The 16,186-nt window shown below is 70.2% G+C and carries 16 protein-coding genes; 5 read left to right on the top strand and 11 right to left on the bottom strand.

Annotation, left to right across the window (positions count from 1 at the left end; translation table 11 throughout):
• Positions 1-18 precede the first annotated feature (18 nt).
• Positions 19-1,317 (top strand): MFS transporter, encoded by a 1,299-nt coding sequence (locus NLX83_RS09120; RefSeq protein ID WP_254236149.1) that lies wholly within the window; start codon positions 19-21, stop codon positions 1,315-1,317.
• A 2-nt stretch (positions 1,318-1,319) separates the two neighbouring features.
• Positions 1,320-1,553, top strand: coding sequence for a hypothetical protein (locus NLX83_RS09115; protein ID WP_254234391.1), 234 nt, complete (start codon positions 1,320-1,322; stop codon positions 1,551-1,553).
• An 89-nt stretch (positions 1,554-1,642) separates the two neighbouring features.
• Here NLX83_RS09115 and NLX83_RS09110 read toward each other — a convergent pair whose 3' ends face one another.
• Together NLX83_RS09110 and NLX83_RS09105 are read right to left on the bottom strand one after the other, a co-directional pair.
• The gene (locus NLX83_RS09110; protein ID WP_254234390.1) at positions 1,643-3,697 is read right to left on the bottom strand and encodes a PhoX family protein; all 2,055 of its coding nucleotides are present in this window, start codon (positions 3,695-3,697) and stop codon (positions 1,643-1,645) included.
• A gap of 147 nt (positions 3,698-3,844) precedes the next feature.
• Complete coding sequence (locus NLX83_RS09105) at positions 3,845-4,288, bottom strand: MarR family winged helix-turn-helix transcriptional regulator (protein ID WP_308209285.1); 444 nt, start codon at positions 4,286-4,288, stop codon at positions 3,845-3,847.
• A 220-nt stretch (positions 4,289-4,508) separates the two neighbouring features.
• Between NLX83_RS09105 and NLX83_RS09100 the strand changes: the two genes are divergently transcribed.
• Positions 4,509-5,033, top strand: a complete 525-nt coding sequence (locus NLX83_RS09100) for an SgcJ/EcaC family oxidoreductase (protein WP_254234389.1) — start codon at positions 4,509-4,511, stop codon at positions 5,031-5,033.
• Here the strand turns inward: NLX83_RS09100 and NLX83_RS09095 are convergent.
• The 5 genes from NLX83_RS09095 to NLX83_RS09075 form a co-directional block, all read right to left on the bottom strand.
• The gene (locus tag NLX83_RS09095) at positions 4,999-7,806 is read right to left on the bottom strand and encodes an FAD-binding and (Fe-S)-binding domain-containing protein (protein WP_254234388.1); all 2,808 of its coding nucleotides are present in this window, start codon (positions 7,804-7,806) and stop codon (positions 4,999-5,001) included. The two genes, NLX83_RS09100 and NLX83_RS09095, sit on opposite strands and share 35 nt — an antisense overlap.
• 30 nt (positions 7,807-7,836) lie before the next feature.
• Complete coding sequence (locus tag NLX83_RS09090; RefSeq protein WP_254234387.1) at positions 7,837-8,304, bottom strand: hypothetical protein; 468 nt, start codon at positions 8,302-8,304, stop codon at positions 7,837-7,839.
• Entirely contained in the window at positions 8,301-9,587 is a 1,287-nt protein-coding gene (locus NLX83_RS09085; protein WP_254234386.1) for a hemolysin family protein, read from the bottom strand. Before NLX83_RS09085 ends, NLX83_RS09090 begins: the two co-directional genes overlap by 4 nt.
• Before the next feature lie 7 nt (positions 9,588-9,594).
• The gene (locus NLX83_RS09080; protein WP_254234385.1) at positions 9,595-10,272 is read right to left on the bottom strand and encodes an AAA family ATPase; all 678 of its coding nucleotides are present in this window, start codon (positions 10,270-10,272) and stop codon (positions 9,595-9,597) included.
• 131 nt (positions 10,273-10,403) lie between these two features.
• A complete protein-coding gene (locus NLX83_RS09075) occupies positions 10,404-10,793 on the bottom strand; it encodes a VOC family protein (protein ID WP_254234384.1) in 390 nt (129 codons plus the stop codon).
• A 72-nt stretch (positions 10,794-10,865) separates the two neighbouring features.
• On the opposite strand from NLX83_RS09075, the gene NLX83_RS09070 reads away from it, so the two are divergent.
• Positions 10,866-11,621, top strand: a complete 756-nt coding sequence (locus tag NLX83_RS09070) for a DNA-processing protein DprA (protein ID WP_254234383.1) — start codon at positions 10,866-10,868, stop codon at positions 11,619-11,621.
• Positions 11,622-11,809: 188 nt separating this feature from the next.
• On the opposite strand, the gene bla is transcribed toward NLX83_RS09070, so the two are convergent.
• Complete coding sequence (gene bla / locus NLX83_RS09065; RefSeq protein ID WP_254234382.1) at positions 11,810-12,703, bottom strand: class A beta-lactamase; 894 nt, start codon at positions 12,701-12,703, stop codon at positions 11,810-11,812.
• Between the two features lie 15 nt (positions 12,704-12,718).
• The gene (locus NLX83_RS09060) at positions 12,719-13,573 is read right to left on the bottom strand and encodes a LysR family transcriptional regulator (protein ID WP_254234381.1); all 855 of its coding nucleotides are present in this window, start codon (positions 13,571-13,573) and stop codon (positions 12,719-12,721) included.
• A 95-nt stretch (positions 13,574-13,668) separates the two neighbouring features.
• Between NLX83_RS09060 and NLX83_RS09055 the strand changes: the two genes are divergently transcribed.
• Entirely contained in the window at positions 13,669-14,343 is a 675-nt protein-coding gene (locus NLX83_RS09055; RefSeq protein WP_254234380.1) for a type 1 glutamine amidotransferase domain-containing protein, read from the top strand.
• A gap of 40 nt (positions 14,344-14,383) precedes the next feature.
• On the opposite strand, the gene NLX83_RS09050 is transcribed toward NLX83_RS09055, so the two are convergent.
• Together NLX83_RS09050 and NLX83_RS09045 are read right to left on the bottom strand one after the other, a co-directional pair.
• On the bottom strand, positions 14,384-15,475 hold the full coding sequence (locus NLX83_RS09050) for an inositol-3-phosphate synthase (protein ID WP_254234379.1): 1,092 nt from the start codon (positions 15,473-15,475) through the stop codon (positions 14,384-14,386).
• A gap of 19 nt (positions 15,476-15,494) precedes the next feature.
• Positions 15,495-16,055 carry a PadR family transcriptional regulator gene (locus NLX83_RS09045; RefSeq protein WP_254234378.1) on the bottom strand — a complete coding sequence of 187 codons (561 nt, stop codon included), beginning with the start codon at positions 16,053-16,055 and terminating at the stop codon, positions 15,495-15,497.
• Positions 16,056-16,186 lie beyond the last annotated feature (131 nt).

Genomic DNA, 16,186 nt, shown 5'->3' with positions numbered 1-16,186 from the left:
CTGACCTGGGATGTCGCGATGGACACCGACGTTCTCCGGTCCCGGGTGATGCGCAAGGTCGCGCTGCGGCTGGTGCCCTTCCTCGGGCTGCTCTACTTCATCAACTACCTGGACCGGGTGAACATCGGGTTCGCCGGGCCGAACGGGATGACCAAGGAACTCGGGCTCACCGCCACCGCGTTCGGGCTGGCGTCCGGGGTGTTCTTCATCGGCTACCTGCTGCTGGAGGTGCCGAGCAACCTGGCGCTGCACCGGTTCGGCGCGCGCAAGTGGATCGCCCGGATCATGGCCAGCTGGGGCGTGATCGCCACCGTGATGGCCTTCATCCCCAACGAGACCACGCTGCTGGTGCTGCGGTTCCTGCTCGGCGTCGCCGAGGCGGGCTTCTTCCCCGGCATCATCCTGTACCTCACCTACTGGTTCCCCGCGTCGGAACGGGCCAGGGTGGTCGCGCTGTTCATGGCCGCGGTGCCGATCTCCAGCGCGATCGGGGCCACCGTGTCCAGCCTGCTGATCAGCTACGGCGACGGGATCTTCGGGCTGACCGGCTGGCGGTTCATGTTCCTTGCCGAGGGACTGCCCGCGCTGCTGCTCGCGGTGGTCACCTGGTTCTACCTCACCGATCGGCCCGGGCAGGCGAAGTGGCTGACGGAGCAGGAGCGCGTCTGGCTGTCCTCGACGCTGGCCGAGGAGGAGAAGCAGACCCAGGACAAGCACGGCGGCTGGACGCTGCGGAAGGCGTTGACCAGTCCGCGCATCCTCGCGCTCGCCGTGGTGTACGGCGGAATCGTCTACGGCCTGTACGCGCTGAGCTTCTTCCTGCCGACGATCATCGCGGGCTTCGAGCAGCAGTTCGGCACGACCTACGGCGTCATCGAGCGCGGCCTGATCAACAGCGTTCCGTACGCGGTCGCCGCCGTGGTGATGGTGTTCTGGGCCAAGCACGGTGACCGCACCGGCGAGCGGACCTGGCACGTGGCGCTGCCCGCGCTGGTCGGCGGACTGGCCATCCCGGTCGCGCTCTACCTCGGCAACCCGGTGGCGGCGATGGTCGCGGTGACGGTCTGCGCGGTCGGGGTGTGCTCGGCGATGCCCACGTTCTGGGCGCTGCCGACGACGTTCCTCTCCGGGGTCGCGGCGGCGGGCGCGATCGGGTTGATCAACTCGCTCGGCAACCTGTCCGGGTTCGCGGCGCCCTACATCACCGGAGCGCTCGCCGATCTCACCGGCACGCAGCGCGCGGGCATGTGGGTGGTCGGCGGGGCGATGGTGCTCTCCGCGGTGGTCGTGCTCGCGCTGAGACGACGACACAGCTAGAGGTGACCGCTGCCGCCGCCACCTTGACCACGATGGCCGCCGCTCCCGCGTCCGCCGCGGAAGAGATGCGTTCGCACTGCGGCCACGGGGTCTGCGTCGCGGTCAAGATCGACTACCGGTGGTCGCGCTACGCCAGGGTGGTGGACATGACGGTGTCCACGCGCAATGGCCATCCGGCGAAGCTGCACGGTTTCATCGCGGACTGGAGCCGCTGGGCGGGGTCGGCCCCCACATGATCGACCGGCCCTGCGTGCGGATCTGAGGCCCCGCAAGAAGAAACGGGGCACCCTCCACAGTGGAGGGTGCCCCGTTCGCGTGCTCGGGGTCAGCGACCGATGCGGCCGCCGTCCTTCTTGAACACGGCGACGACGGACGGGCGCGGCTGGCTGGAGCCGCCGTCCGGCCAGTGCGACGCGGGCTTCTCGACGCTGGCGCCGTCCAGCTCGCCGGGGTGCTGGACCGAGACGAGCACGTGCCGCTCGGTGATGACCGGGCCGCAGCACTCGCCGCCGATCGGCACCGTCAGGAACTGCTTGACGTGGCCGCGCTCCTTGCCTTCCAGCGGCAGCGCGAACAGGCCGTCGTTCTTGTCCAGCGCGTTGCCGTCGGTGGAGATCCAGAGGTTGCCGTACGGGTCGAACGCGACGTTGTCCGGACAGGAGATCGGGCTGACCTTGGACTTGTCGAAGCCGCCGTAGTAGGTGTCGGCCGCCTTCGGGTCACCGCAGACCAGCAGCAGGTTCCAGGAGAAGCGCGTCGCGGTGTTGTCGCGGCGGTCCTCCTCGATCTCCAGCACCTGGCCGTTCTTGTTGCCGTTGCGCGGGTTCATCTCGGTGGCGGCTTCCTTGCCCGCCGGGCCGCGCTCGCTGTTGTTGGTCAGCGCGGCGTAGATGCGGCCGGTCTTCAGGCTCGGCTCGACGTCCTCGGGCCGGTCCATCTTGGTGGCGCCGACCTTGTCCGCCGCGATCCGCGCGAAGACGTAGACCTCCTCGGCGGTCATCCCGGGCACGAAGGACTTGTCGTTGTGCGCCAACGGAATCCACTCGCCGCGGCCGTCGAACTTGCCGTCCGAGGGCAGCTTGCCGGAGCCGTCGATCTCGGCGGCCGGGCTGTCGCCGGTGAACTTCGCGACGTAGAGGACGCCGGAGTCCAGCAGCGTCTTGTTGTGCGCGCGGGCCCGCTTGCTGTGGCCCCGCTTGAACTTGCCGTCCGAGACGAACTTGTACATGTACTCGAAGCGCTCGTCGTCGCCCATGTACGCGACGACGCGGCCGTCGCGGTTGACGATCACGTTGGCGCCCTCGTGCTTGAACCGGCCGAGCGCGGTGCGCTTGATCGGCGGCTGGTCCGGCTCGAACGGGTCGATCTCCACGATCCAGCCGAACCGGTTCGGCTCGTTGACCTGCTTGGCCAGGTCGAACCGCGAGTCGAAGCGCTCCCACTTGCGGGTGGTGACCTTGCTGGTCACGCCGTAGCGCTTGAGCTGCTCCAGCGTCTTGGGGTCGGTCACCTTGTCGGCGTTGCCGAAGTAGCCGTGGATGTTCTCCTCGCCGGAGAGGATCGTCCCCCACGGGGTGAGGCCGCCGGAGCAGTTGTTCATGGTGCCGAAGACCTTGCGGCCGGTCGGGTCGGCGGGCGTCTTGAGGTACTTCGAGCCCGCGGCCGGGCCGCGCACCTCGAACGCCGTGGTCATGGTGATCCGGCGGTTGTACTTCGGGTCGAGCTTGACCTCGAGCCGGTTGGTGCGGCGGTCGCGCTCGACGAGCACCACCGAGTGCCCGTGCGCCTCCCAGGCGGTCCGGGTCTGCTGCTCGGTGGGGTTGTTCGGGTCCCAGCCGCGGAACATGTACTGCTCGCTGGAGTACTCGTGGCTGCTGACCATGAACCAGCGGTCGTTCTCGCCGGGGATCGGCACCAGCGCGCAGTAGTCGTTGTTGAAGCCCCACTGCTTGGCCTGGGACTCCGGGGTCTGCTTGTCGATGTCCCACTTCGGGGCGCCGGGGATGACCGGGTCGCCCCAGCGGATCAGCACCTGCTGCTCGTAGCCCTCGGGCACGACGACGGCGTCCAGCTCGTTCGGCTGCACGGGCGTGAAGTCCAGCCCGGCGACGCGGCGGCCCAGCCCGATCTCCACGTCGATGTCGATGTCGACGTCGATACCGGGGGCCGCGGCGGCGGTACCGGCGAGCGCGGTGGTGCCCGCCGCGGTCAACGCGAGCGCGGCACCGGCCTTCATGGCGCCTCTGCGGGACAGCGCCCGGCGGGCCACGTCGGCGAAGTACTCGTTCTCGGAGACGTTCGGCGCGTCGTGAGCGCATTGGTTGTTGCAGCGGTACTCACAGGTCACCGCTGCCCGGCTGCCCAGGTGGGGGAGCAGCATGGGGAGCATTCGCCGGCCATCGCGTTCTACCGACACGCGGACCTCCATATCGTCAGCTGGGGAACGCGGTGACGTTAAGCCGGATGAGCGTGCGATGAAAGACCTGCAAGTGAACTCTTCACCAACTGGCCGAAAGTGGTCGAATCGTTACCGTCTGTCCAGGTCACGCGGCGGGCGCACGACGAGCCGGTAGAGCGCGGGCAGCGCGGCGGTGATCGCGGCCCGGTCCGCATCGTCGAGGGCGGCCAGGCGCTCGGCCAGGAACTCCTCGCGGGCGGCGGCGGCCTCGTCGGTGAGCCGCTGACCGGCGGGGGTGATGTAGACCATCATCACCCGGCCGTCCTCCGGATCGCGTTCGCGCTCCACCAGTCCCAGCCGTTCCAGCCTGCCGACCAGTTCGGTCGTGGACGGCAGCTGGACGTCCAGCCGTTCGGCCAGCTCGCTCATCCGGTGCGGGCGGCGGGAGAGCACCTCCAGCGCCGAACTCCGGCTCGGCGTCAGCCGCTGCCGCGGGGCCTGCCTGCGCACCATCGCGGAGAGCTGGAACAGCAGCGGGCGCAGTGCGCGGGCCAGATCGGTCGTCGAACTCACTTCGGTATCCTAACCAGTTATATTAGGGACCCTAAGTAATCTGAGTCACGCCAGTTGTGTCTGTTTCAGCCGGTTTATGGGCCTTCGGGATCCACCTTTCAGCAGCCCTTAGGTGCAGTTACCCACCCGTGTCTTCAAGGTGTTGGCGTGGCCCTCTCGCTCGCGGACGAAGAAGCGGACAGTACGTACCAGTACTCCTTTAGAGTGAAAGGTACTTACTGTGCGTAGTGGACAATTCGGGCGTTTCCGCCTCGCCGCCGGTGCCGTCGCCCTGACCGCCGTCACCGTCGTCGCCGGTACCGGTGCCAGTGCTTTCTCAAGTCCGTCGGCTCCGTCCGAAGCTTCGGCGAACAACGCCGAAGCGCGGTTACTGCCCACCCCGCGGGAAATCCGTGCGCAATTCGACAGCTGGAACCGCGACCTCGTCACCGGTGACGTGAACAAGGTCGTGCGGCACTACGGCCACGACGCCGTGCTGCTTCCGACGCTGTCGAACAAAGTGCGGACCAACCACGAGGGCATCAAGGACTACTTCGTCGAGTTCATGGCGAAGAAGCCGACCGGGAAGATCCTGGAAACGCACGTCAACATCCAGAGCGACCACTCCGCCGTCGACGCGGGCGTCTACCGGTTCACCTACGGCGACGGCACCCACACCGACGCGCGCTACACGTTCGTCTACGAGAAGCGCCACGGCCAGTGGGTGATCATCAATCACCACTCCTCGAGGATGCCGCAGGGCTGATCAGCGCGCGGCGGAGCACCTCGGCCAGGTGCTCCGCCCGCCGCGGCGTCCCCTGCGCCACCTGCGTCCGGCAGGAGAAGCCGTCCGCGATGATCGCGGTGCCCGCGCTCGCCGCCCTCGCCTTCGGGTAGAGCTCCCGCTCGGCGCACTCCTGGGCGACCTCCCAGTGCCCCGGCTCGAAGCCGAAGTTGCCCGCGAGGCCGCAGCAGCCCGCGCCGATCCGGTCCACGTCGATACCGAGCTCGCGCAGCAGCGACAGCTCCGCGTCGTAGCCCGCCCCGGCCTCCTGGTGGCAGTGCACCTGCACCACCGCGGCGGCGTCCAACCGCTTGAACGGCAGCGGACCTTCATGCGCCGCAACGAGTTCGCCGAGTGTGCGGACGCGTGTGCTGAGCAGCTCAGCGGTCGGGTCGTCGGGAAGCAGCTCCTTCGCGTCGTCGCGGAGGACCTGGGTGCAGGACGGCTCAAGACCGACCACGACGCTTCCCGCGCGCAGCTGGGACTCCAAGCTGCGCATGGACTTCCGCAGCACCCGCCGCGCGACGCCGAGCTGCCCGGTGGAGTGCCAGGTCAGTCCGCAACAGACTGGACCTTCGGGCAGCTCGACGCGATAGCCAAGCGCCTCAAGGACTTCCACCGCCGCGCGGCCCGCGGTCGGATCGAGCAGGTTGGTGAAGGTGTCCGGCCACAGCACGACGGTTCCCGCGCTCCCCGGGGCTGGAGGGCGACCACGCATCCACCCGCGGAGGCTCTTGCGGGCGAAGCGGATCATCTTGCGGCGCGGTTCGAGCCCGGCCAGCCGCAGCATCGTTCGTCCGCCGAGCGCGTTGGCCAGTCCGGGCGCGATGGACGCGAGCCGGGCCCACAACGGCAGCCATCCCAGGGCGTAGTGCGCACGCGGACGGACCCGGCCCTTGTAGTGGTTGTGCAGGAACTCGGCCTTGTAGGTCGCCATGTCCACGTTGACCGGGCACGCGGACTTGCACGCCTTGCAGGACAAGCACAGGTCGAGCGCGTCGCGGACGGCCTCCGATCGCCAGCCTTCGGCGATGAACTCCCCGCGCAGCATCTCCGAGAGCACCCGCGCGCGTCCTCGGGTCGAGTGCACCTCATCGCCGGTGACCTGGAACGACGGGCACATCGTCCCGCTGGACTGGCGGCAGCTGCCCACGCCGAGGCAGCGGCGGATCGCACCCGCGAACGAGCCTTTGTCGTGGCTCAACGCGTGCACCGGGGTCAGCTCGAGGCGGTTGTGCCCGGGGCCCGGGCGGATGTCGGAGTCCAACGGCTTCGGATCGACCAGCAGGCCGGGGTTGAGCGCGCCGGTCGGGTCGAAGGCGCCCTTGAAGGCCGCGAACGCGTCGATCACCCGCGGCGAGTACATCCTCGGCAGCAGCTCCGACCGCGCCCGTCCGTCGCCGTGCTCACCGGAGAACGAGCCGCCGTGTGACGCGACGAGATCGGCTGCGCGCTCGATGAACTCCCGGTACTCGCCGATCCCCCGCGCGGTGGTCAGGTCCCACCCGACGCGCAGGTGCAGGCAGCCCTCGCCGAAGTGCCCGTACGCGATTCCCTTGCGCCCCATGGAGTCCATCAAGCCGTGCAGCTCGCGCAGGTAGTCGGCGAGGCGCTCCGGCGGCACCGCGGAGTCCTCCCACCCCGGCCACGCCTCTCCCCCGTCGGCCATCCGCGTGGCGAGCCCGGCGCCGTCGCGGCGGATCTTCCACAGCGCGGTGGTCTCGGCGGGATCGGTGACCACCTTGCCGCCGATTTCCTTCGCGCGCGCAAGGGCTTCGTCGATCGTGTCGCCCGGGACCTCGCAGTACACCCACGCCTGGCCGGGCGGCAGGAGGTCGGCGGCCGCGGAGCCACCTGGGCGGCTGCGGAGCGCTCCGATGAGGTGCGCGTCCATGCCCTCGGCGGTCAGCACGCCCGTCCGCGCGAGCTCCGGCGCGGCGGACGCTGCCTGGTAGACATCGTCAAACCCTTGCACCACAAGGACTTTGGCCTTGGGAAGCTCGGCGAGCCGGACGGTCGCGCCGAGCACGACGCCGCAGGTGCCCTCCGAGCCGACCAGCGCGCGGGCGACGTCGAAACCGTTCTCCGGCAACAAGGACGCGAGCCCGTAGCCGGAGACCTGGCGGGAGAAGCGGCCCAGTTCGGTGCGGAACTCGGCGAGGTGGTCGGCGGTGAGGGCGCGTAACCGCTGGTCGAGCTCGGGATCACCGCTGGAGCCCGTGCGCGCCGTGATCGTCCTGCCGTCCGCGAGCAGCACGTCGAGGTCGACCACGTTGTCCGCGGTCGTGCCCCACGCGACCGAGTGCGGTCCGCACGCGTTGTTGCCGATCATCCCGCCGAGCGTGCAACGGGACAGCGTTGACGGATCGGGACCGAAGGTCAGGCCGTGCCGGGCGGTCGCCGCGAGCAGCCTGCTCAGCACCAGGCCGGGCTCCACCACGGCTGTCCGCGCGTCCGGGTCGATCGCGCGCAACCGGTTGAGGTGCCGGGAGAAATCGATGACCAGGCCGGAGCCGATGGAGTTGCCCGCGATCGACGTGCCACCGCCGCGGCACGTGACGGGGACCTCGTGCTCGACCGCGATCCGCACCGCCTTCGCGGCCTCCCCCCGGCTGCGCGGCTCGACCACGGCGACGGGCACGGCGCGGTAGATCGAGGCGTCGGAGGTGTACGCGGCGCGTGTGGAGTCGTCGACCCGCGCCGCGTACGGCAGCTCGGACGTCAGGTGCCGGACGAAGTCCCGTTGCCTAGCCACCGAAGCATTGTGCAGGCTGATCAGTGGTCGCTACGCCTGGGCCAGCGCCGTGTCGCGGTCCGGGCAGTCGCTCGCGGTCCAGGTCGCCGAGAGGTCCTTGGCGATCACCGCCAGCGATCCGGCCTGGCACGCGATCTCGTGGCTGCACCCGTGCGCGTGCGGCAGCAGCTCGTCCAGCAGCAGCGGCCCGAACCGGCTCCACTCCGGCGACTCCAGCATGAAGCCGGACACGCCGTAGTAGCGCAGCAGCAGGTTCTCCACGTGCCGCCCGCAGCGGTGCCGGAACCGCAGCTCCAGCGTCACCTCGGTCTCCGTGCTGTCGAAGTCCACCCGGCTGAGCACCATGTCCTTGACGCAGCGCGGACCGTCGAGGTCGTAGTGCCCCTGCGCCTCCGCGAACGCGCGAGCCCCCGCGGGCAGCGCGGCGGCGAGCTGCGGGAGCTGGGCGAGGTAACCCGAGGGGTCGATCCCCGCGCCGCTCGCGATCACGAACCTCATGAGCCTGTCGCCTCTCGTTTCCCTCGCGGCCGCAGCCGCACTCCCGTGATCGCGTGGTGCTCGGTCGCGGTGACCTCGGCCGACCACTCGGCGAAGTCCACCCGGTCGCCCGGCCGCTCGGGGATTCGGCCGAGCCTGGTCAGCAGCATCCCGGCGATGGTCGTGTAGTCGCCCGCCGGCGCGTCGGAGATGTCCACGCCAAGGTCGGTGAGGTCGTGCACGGGGAAGGTCCCCGGCAGCTCCATGCTGCCGTCGTCCCCGGTCCGCACGGAGAGGATGTCGCGGTCGGCCTCGTCGTAGATCTCGCCGACGATCTCCTCCAGCAGGTCCTCCAGCGTCACGATGCCGTCCGCGGCGCCGTGCTCGTCCACGACGACGGCGAACTGCTGGTGCTCGGCCTTGAACCGGCGCAGCGCGTCGGAGACCCGCACGGAGTCCGGGAAGACGGTCGCGGGACGCGCCACCTCCGCGACGGTTCCCGTGTCCGCGAGCAGTTCGCGCAGGTGCACGACGCCGATCATGTCGTCGAGGTCGCTGCCGCGGACCACGGGCGCGCGGGAGTGCCCGGAGGCGGCCAGCGCGGCACGGGCCTCGGGCACCGGCGTCTCGGCTTCGATGGTGAAGACGGAGCGGCGGGGCCGGAGCACGTGCCGGAGCAGCCGCTCGTGGATCTCCAGGCCGCCGATGATGATCATCCGCTGTTCGGCGTTGAGGCCGCGGTGCCCGGCGATCAGCTCGCGCAGCTCCTCGGGGCTGAGCTGTTCCTGGTCGGCCTTGGGATCGCCGCCGAACACCCGCACCACCACGTTGGTGGACCTGCTGAGCAGCCACACCGCCGGGCGGGAGATCTTCGAGAGCACGTCGAGCGGCCGGGCCACCAGCAGCGCCCAGGGCTCGGCGTACTGCATGGCCAGCTTCTTCGGCGCCAGCTCGCCGATCACCAGGGTGAAGTACGTCAGCACGAGGGTGACCAGCGCGATCGCCACGCTCTCCGCGGCCGTGCCGAAGAACGACAGCGCCGGGACCAGCGGGCGGGCCAGCGAGACCGCGGCGGTCGCCGAGGCCAGCGCGCCCGCCAGGTTGATGCCGATCTGGATGGTGGCCAGGAACCGGGTCGGGTCCTTGGCCAGCCGGACCAGCGTCCGCGCCCCCTTGCCACCCCGCTCCAGGCGGCGCAACTGCCCTTCCCGCAAGGAGATCAGCGCGATCTCGCTACCCGCGAAGATCGCGTTCACCACCATGAGCAGCAGGATCAGCGCGATGGTGAACCCATATCCGTCCACTGTGGACTCAGCCCGCCCTGTTCCCGGTCCAGCGCCGGATCACCGGGCCGCCGGGGTCGGTGTTGTCGATCACGATGTCGGCCTGCTCCGTTGGGCGGGCGCTGTTCCAGTAGAGCTCGTGCGCGGGCCGGTAGCGCACCGCGTAGCGCTCCCGGACCCGTTCCGCCGTACCGAAGATCTCCGTGTCGCGCTCGACCGCGCGGCGCAGCTGCTCGTCCTCGCGGACCTCGACGAAGATCCGCACGTCCCAGCAGTCCCGCAGCTCCTCGCGCAGCAGGAAGACCCCGTCGACCAGCACGATCGCGTCGCGGGCCGCGACGCGCCGCGGATCGCTGCGGCTGGTGTTGGTGAGGTGGTCCCACACGGCCGTCCGGTACTGGCGGTTCCCTTGCGGGCCAAGGGGTTCCAGTACCTCGCGGCGCAGTGCGGGAACGTCGAAGGCGTCCATGAAGTAGCCCTCGGCCGACAGCGGTCCGCGCCGCAACCGCTCCTGCGCCGGGCGGTGGAAGTCGTCGGCGGAGATCCGCAGCGCGCGCGAGCCCAGCGCCTCCGCGATCTCCGCGGCCAGGGTGGTCTTGCCCGCCGCGTCCGGCCCGTCGATGGCGACGCGCACCGGGCGCGCGAGATCGATCCGGGTCAGCCATTCGACGAGTCGGCCGACCACCTCCGGCCGTGATGCGCTCATGCCGACCAGCCTGCCAGACCGGCTTCCGCCACCCGCGCACCTTCCCCTCGTGCCGCCCGTGGTGATCACCAATCGTGATTCGGGAAAATCCCGCTGCTTTCCCGTCGCGGTGCGGACGATCGCCGCTCGGATCAGGGGCAGCGGCTGGCGAGGACGCAGAACTCGTTGCCCTCCGGGTCGGCGAGCGTCACCCAGCTCTCGTCACCGGTCTGGCCGACGTCGGCGTGCCGGGCGCCCAAGTCGAGCAGACGGCGGACCTCCTCGGCCTGGTCCCGGTCGGTCGCGTTGACGTCGATGTGGAGCCTGTTCTTGGTGGTCTTGCCCTCGGGCACGCGCGCGAACGTCAACGTCGGCGGCACCGGGCCGGGGCGGTCCTTGCCCTCGGGCACCGCGGGGGAGCCGATCGTGACGCACTCGTCGTCCTTGTGCTGCACCTCGTAGTCGAGGACCGAGCACCAGAACCGGGCGAGACCGTCGGGATCGGCGCAGTCGATCGCGAGCTCGGTGAACTTGCTGGCCATGTCAGGACCTCCCGGGGCGAGTGGTTCGCTCCACCTTGACACATCCGAACAGGTGTTCGATATGCTGTCGGTGTGACGGTGGACGCGCGGACCCAGGCCGCCTTCCTCCTCGCCCTCCGTGGCGGGGAGTCACTGGACGCGGTCGAGCGGGAGATCATCGCCTGGCGGCGCGAGGGCATCGGGCTGGTCACCGTCGAGGACCCGCACTACCCGGCCTGGCTGCGCTTCCAGCCCGATCCGCCGCCGTTCCTGACCTACCGCGGCTCGCTCGAAGCACGGGATGCCCGGTCGGTCGCGGTGGTGGGCAGCCGTCGTCCCTCCAAGCGCGGCATCGCGCGGGCGTGGGACATCGCGGCGGTGCTCGCCGAGGCGGGCTGGACGGTGGTGAGCGGTCTCGCCTCGGGGACCGACGCGGCGGTGCACCGCAGGGTGCTGGCCGCCGGAGCGCGGACCGTGGCGTTCGTCGGGACGGGCCTGCGGCACTGCTACCCGCTGGAGAACTCCCCGCTGGAGGCGGAAATCGCCCGGCGCGGGGCGGTGGTGTCGCAGTTCCTGCCGGACACCCCGCCCGCGCGGCACCAGTTCCCGAAGCGTTGCGCGCTGATGAGCGAATCCTGTGCGGCGGTCGTGGTCGTGGACGCCGAGGAGTACTGCGAGGCCAGGGTGCTCGCCCAGCTGGCGCTGTCCTCGGGACGACCGGTCTTCCTCGCGCACGACGTGCTGTCCTGCCGGTGGGCGGCGGAGATGGCGACCCAACCCGGGGTCACCGTGCTGTCCGGCCCGCGCCAGGTGCCGGACGCCCTCGCCACCCCCGCCCTAGCCGCCTGACTCCGCGTGCCCTCGGCGGGTTGGGCGGTCTTCAAGTACCCCCGACCCCCACCCCAGCTGTCGTTAACCGCCCCCAACCCCGGCGAAGTCGCGTGGAGGTTGGGGGCGGTTAGCGGTGATCATCGGCGGGGTCGGTGGTACTTGAAGACGTCTCAACCTCCGTGCGGGGCAGGTTGGGTAGTGGTGCGCTAGATGAGGGTTGCGGCGATGTGCGCGGCGGCTTCGGCGAGGAGCGCCTGGTCGTACTCGGCGTCCCTGGTGGATTTGCTGGACATGATGGCGATGACGATGGGCGCGGAGTTCGGCGGCCACGCGATCCCGATGTCGTTGAGGGTGCCGTGATCGCCGGTCCCGGTCTTGTCGGCGACGTTCCACCCGCGTGGAACTCCGGCGCGAATGCGTTGCGCCCCAGTGGTGTTGCGCTCCAGCAGATCGCGGAGGAACGCGCGCTTCTCCTGCGGAAGGGCATCCCCGAGCACGATCTTCTGGTACGTGGTGCCGAACGCGCGCGGGGATGTCGTGTCCCGGGGATCTCCGGGAGCGGCTTCGGTGATGGCGGGCTCGATCCGGTCCATTCGCGTCACCGTGTCGCCGAGGCCGCGCGCGTACTCGGTCAGCCGGGCAGGTCCGCCGAGCTCGCGGAGCAGGAGATTTCCCGCTGTGCCGTCGCTGTAGCGCACCGCGGCGTCGCACAACTGCCGGATGGTCATTCCCGTTTCGAGGTGCTTCGGGGTGATGGTGGCGTTCTTCAGCAGATCGTTCTTCGTGTACTTCACGACCGTGTCCAAATGGGACATCGGGTTGTGGTGCAGCACCGCCGCAGCGGCCAAGCCCTTGAACGTCGAGCAGAACGCGAATCGTTCGTCCGCCCGGTGCGCGATGATCTTCCCGGTGCCGGTCGCCACCGCGTAGACGCCCAGGCGCGCGTCGAACTTTCGCTCCAGCTCGAACAGCCGGTCGTGAGCCGGGGCGGGAGCCGGAAACGACGTCGGAGCGGGAGCGGGCGTCCCGGTCCTCGCGCATCCGGCCAACGGCAGCAGCGCCACGGCCCCGAGCAGGCTGCGGCGGGTGATGATCGGCATGGTCTCCGAATGTAGCTACCAGTGCTTCCCCGCCGCGGTCAGGGTTTCGGTCACCGCGCGGATGTGCGGGAGCCGGGCCTGGTCCGCCCGCGTCGCCAGGTAGAGCGTGTTGATCGGCGGCTCGTCCGGTTCGTGCAACAGGACCAGCTGCCCCGACTCCAGCTGCGCCGCGCACAGGTACCTGGGCAGAACGGAGATCCCCGCCCCCGCCAGCACCGCGTTCAGCAGCGCGCGCAGGTCCGGCACGACGACCGCGGCGGTGTGCGGCGGCGGGCTGCCGAACACCGCCCGCCAGTAGCGCCTGACCAGCGGCAGCTCCTCCGCGTAGGCCAGCATCGGCGCCGCGGCCAGGTCGGGGAACCGCGTGCCCGACGCCGCGACGAGCACGAACTCCTCGTCCGTCAGCGGCGTCACCACCAGGCCCTTCCGCCGCGGTCGGACCGAGGAGAGCACCAGGTCGAGCCGTCCCTCCGCGAGGTCGGCCAGCAGGTCGTCGGCCAGGCCGAGGCCGACCCGCAGCCGCAGGCCGCGCCGGACCAGCCCGGCCAGCGCGGGCAGGGCGAGCAGCGAGATCGCCTCGGCGGGGCCGCCGAGCCGGACCGTCCTGGCGAACTCCTCCCCGGTCAGCTCCAGCTCCACCCCGGACAGGGCGTCCAGGTGCGGGCCGACCCGCCTGGCCAGCTCGTCGGCGAAGGCGGTCGGCGCGACCCCGCGGGCCAGCCTGCGGAACAGCGGCCGCCCCAAGCGCTGCTCCAGCGCCTTGACCTGCACGCTCACCGCGGGCTGGGTCAGGCCGAGCACCGTGGCCGCCGCGGTCAGCGAGCCCGCGCGGTACACGGCGTTGAACGTGCGGAGCTGCCCGAGATCCATAAAATAGATTATGCCTGGAGCGGCTCCAGACTATTGGTGGCTAATGGGTTTTCCGGCTTAGCCTGGCCAGGAACCCCAGCACAGGAGGCAATCCCATGGCTCGCACCAACAAGGTGCTGATCGCGCTGACCAGCCACGACAAGTTCGGCGATACCGGCAAGGAGACCGGCTACTACGTGCCGGAGGCCGCGCACCCGTGGCAGGTGTTCCGCCGGGCCGGTCTCCAGGTGGACTACGTCTCCGTCCGCGGCGGGACCCCGCCCGCGTACGGCTTCGACGCGGACGACCCGGCGCAGCGGCTGTTCGTGGAGAGCGAGACCGAGCGCCTCGCGGTGACCCCGGCCGCCGCCGAGGTGGCCGCGGCCGACTACGACGCGATCTTCTACGCCGGTGGTCACGGGACCATGTGGGACTTCGCGGTCGACAAGGACCTCGCCGTGCTCGGCCGGGACATCTACGAGAACGGCGGCGTGGTGGCCGCGGTCTGCCACGGTCCGGCCGCGCTGGTGCCGCTCACCCTCTCCGACGGCACGCTTCTGGTGGCGGGCAAGGACATCACCGGCTTCACCAACTCCGAGGAGGAGGCGGCCGGGGCGACCGAGATCGTGCCGTTCCTGTTGCAGACCGCGCTGGAGGAGCTGGGCGCGCGCTACCACGTCGCGCCGGACTTCACCGAGAACGTGGTCCGCGACGGACGGCTGGTCACCGGGCAGAACCCGGCGTCGGCGACCGGGACCGCCAAGGGCGTGCTGGACGCGCTGAACGACTGAAAGCCAAGGGGCGCAACGAAAGCGTTGCGCCCCTTCGGGTTCAGCTCTCGATCTCGCCGCGGATGAACTGCTCGACCCGCTCGCGGGCGAGGGAGTCCGCGTACTGCTCCGGCGGGGACTTCATGAAGTACGAGGACGCCGACAGGATCGGGCCGCCGATCCCCCGGTCCATGGCGATCTTCGCGGCCCGGATCGCGTCGATGATCACGCCCGCGGAGTTGGGCGAGTCCCAGACCTCCAGCTTGTACTCCAGGCTCAGCGGCACGTCGCCGAACGCCCTGCCCTCCAGCCGGACGTAGGCCCACTTGCGGTCGTCCAGCCAGGCCACGTAGTCCGACGGTCCGATGTGGACGTTCTGGGCGCCGAGGTCGTGCTCCAGCTGCGAGGTGACCGCCTGCGTCTTGGAGATCTTCTTGGACTCCAGCCGGTCCCGCTCCAGCATGTTCTTGAAGTCCATGTTGCCGCCGACGTTGAGCTGCATCGTGCGGTCCACGACCACGCCGCGGTCCTCGAAGAGCTTGGCCAGCACGCGGTGCGTGATGGTGGCGCCCACCTGGGACTTGATGTCGTCGCCGACGATCGGCACCCCGGCGGCGCGGAACTTCTCCGCCCACTCCGGGTCGGAGGCGATGAACACCGGCAGGGCGTTGACGTATGCGACCCCGGCGTCGATGGCGCACTGCGCGTAGAACCGGCTCGCCGCCTCGGAGCCCACCGGCAGGTACGCGACCAGCACGTCCACCTTGGCCGCGCGCAGGGCGGCCGCGACGTCCACCGGCTCGTCGTCGGACTCGGTGATCGTCTCCCGGTAGTAGCGGCCGAGGCCGTCCAGGGTGTGCCCGCGCTGCACCGGGACGCCCAGCGGCGGAACGTCGCAGATCTTGATCGTGTTGTTCTCGCTGGCCACGATCGCCTCGGACAGGTCGCGGCCGACCTTCTTGGCGTCGACGTCGAACGCCGCGACGAACTCCACGTCCCGCACGTGGTAGTCGCCGAACCGCACGTGCATGAGGCCCGGCACCCTGGCACCGGGCTCGGCGTCCCGGTAGTAGTGCACCCCCTGCACTAAGGACGCCGCGCAGTTCCCGACGCCGACAATGGCCACCCGCACCCTGTTGCGGTCTCCGCCCATGACCGGGTTCCTCCTTGGTTTATCTGGCTTGGTCGCGCTCACCGTGGTCGGGGCATGCGTCCCCGCCCGGTTCGCGCGCGATGAGTCCGTCGAGCCACAGCACTTCCCGTTCGGTGCCGTCCAGGCTCAGTTCGTGCAGTTCACGGGCGTAGTGGTCGGCGTGACCGGCGGGCTGGGCGAGCGCCGCCCGCAGCCCGTCGGCCCGATCGGCCAGCCACTGCCTGCGCCCGCGCAGGACTCGGATCCGCACGGACGCCGGGGTCCGCGCGAAGAACGCCAGCCGCACGCCGAAGCACTCGTCCTCCCACGCCTGCCTGCCGTCCTCGGCCAGCAGCCCGGTGAAGTGCTCCCGCCCGAGCGGCGTGAGGTCGTACACCTTCCGGTTCCGGGAATTCCCGGGGCAGGTCCCGGCGTTCCCCTCGGCGATGAGCCCGGCGCGGTGCAGCCTCCGCAGCGCCGGGTAGAGCGAGCCGAACGAGAACGAGCGCTGCCCGCACAGCAGCCCGCAGAGCTGTTTGCGCAGCTCGTAGCCGTGCATCGGGTGGCGGTGCAGTAGGCCCAGCACGGCCAGCTCCAACATCGCCCACCTCCTCGCCCGGTTCGGCTGACTATATCGAGCCGATATAGTTCTGCCTTCCGCCCGACGACGTGATTCAGCCGACATACCGGCCCTGACCAGGTATGCCGCCCCGCTGCCCTAAACGGCTCAAG

The sequence above is a fragment of the Allokutzneria sp. A3M-2-11 16 genome, from assembly GCF_024213555.1.
GTDB lineage: Bacteria > Actinomycetota > Actinomycetes > Mycobacteriales > Pseudonocardiaceae > Allokutzneria.
This window is presented reverse-complemented; position numbering and strand designations above follow the sequence as displayed.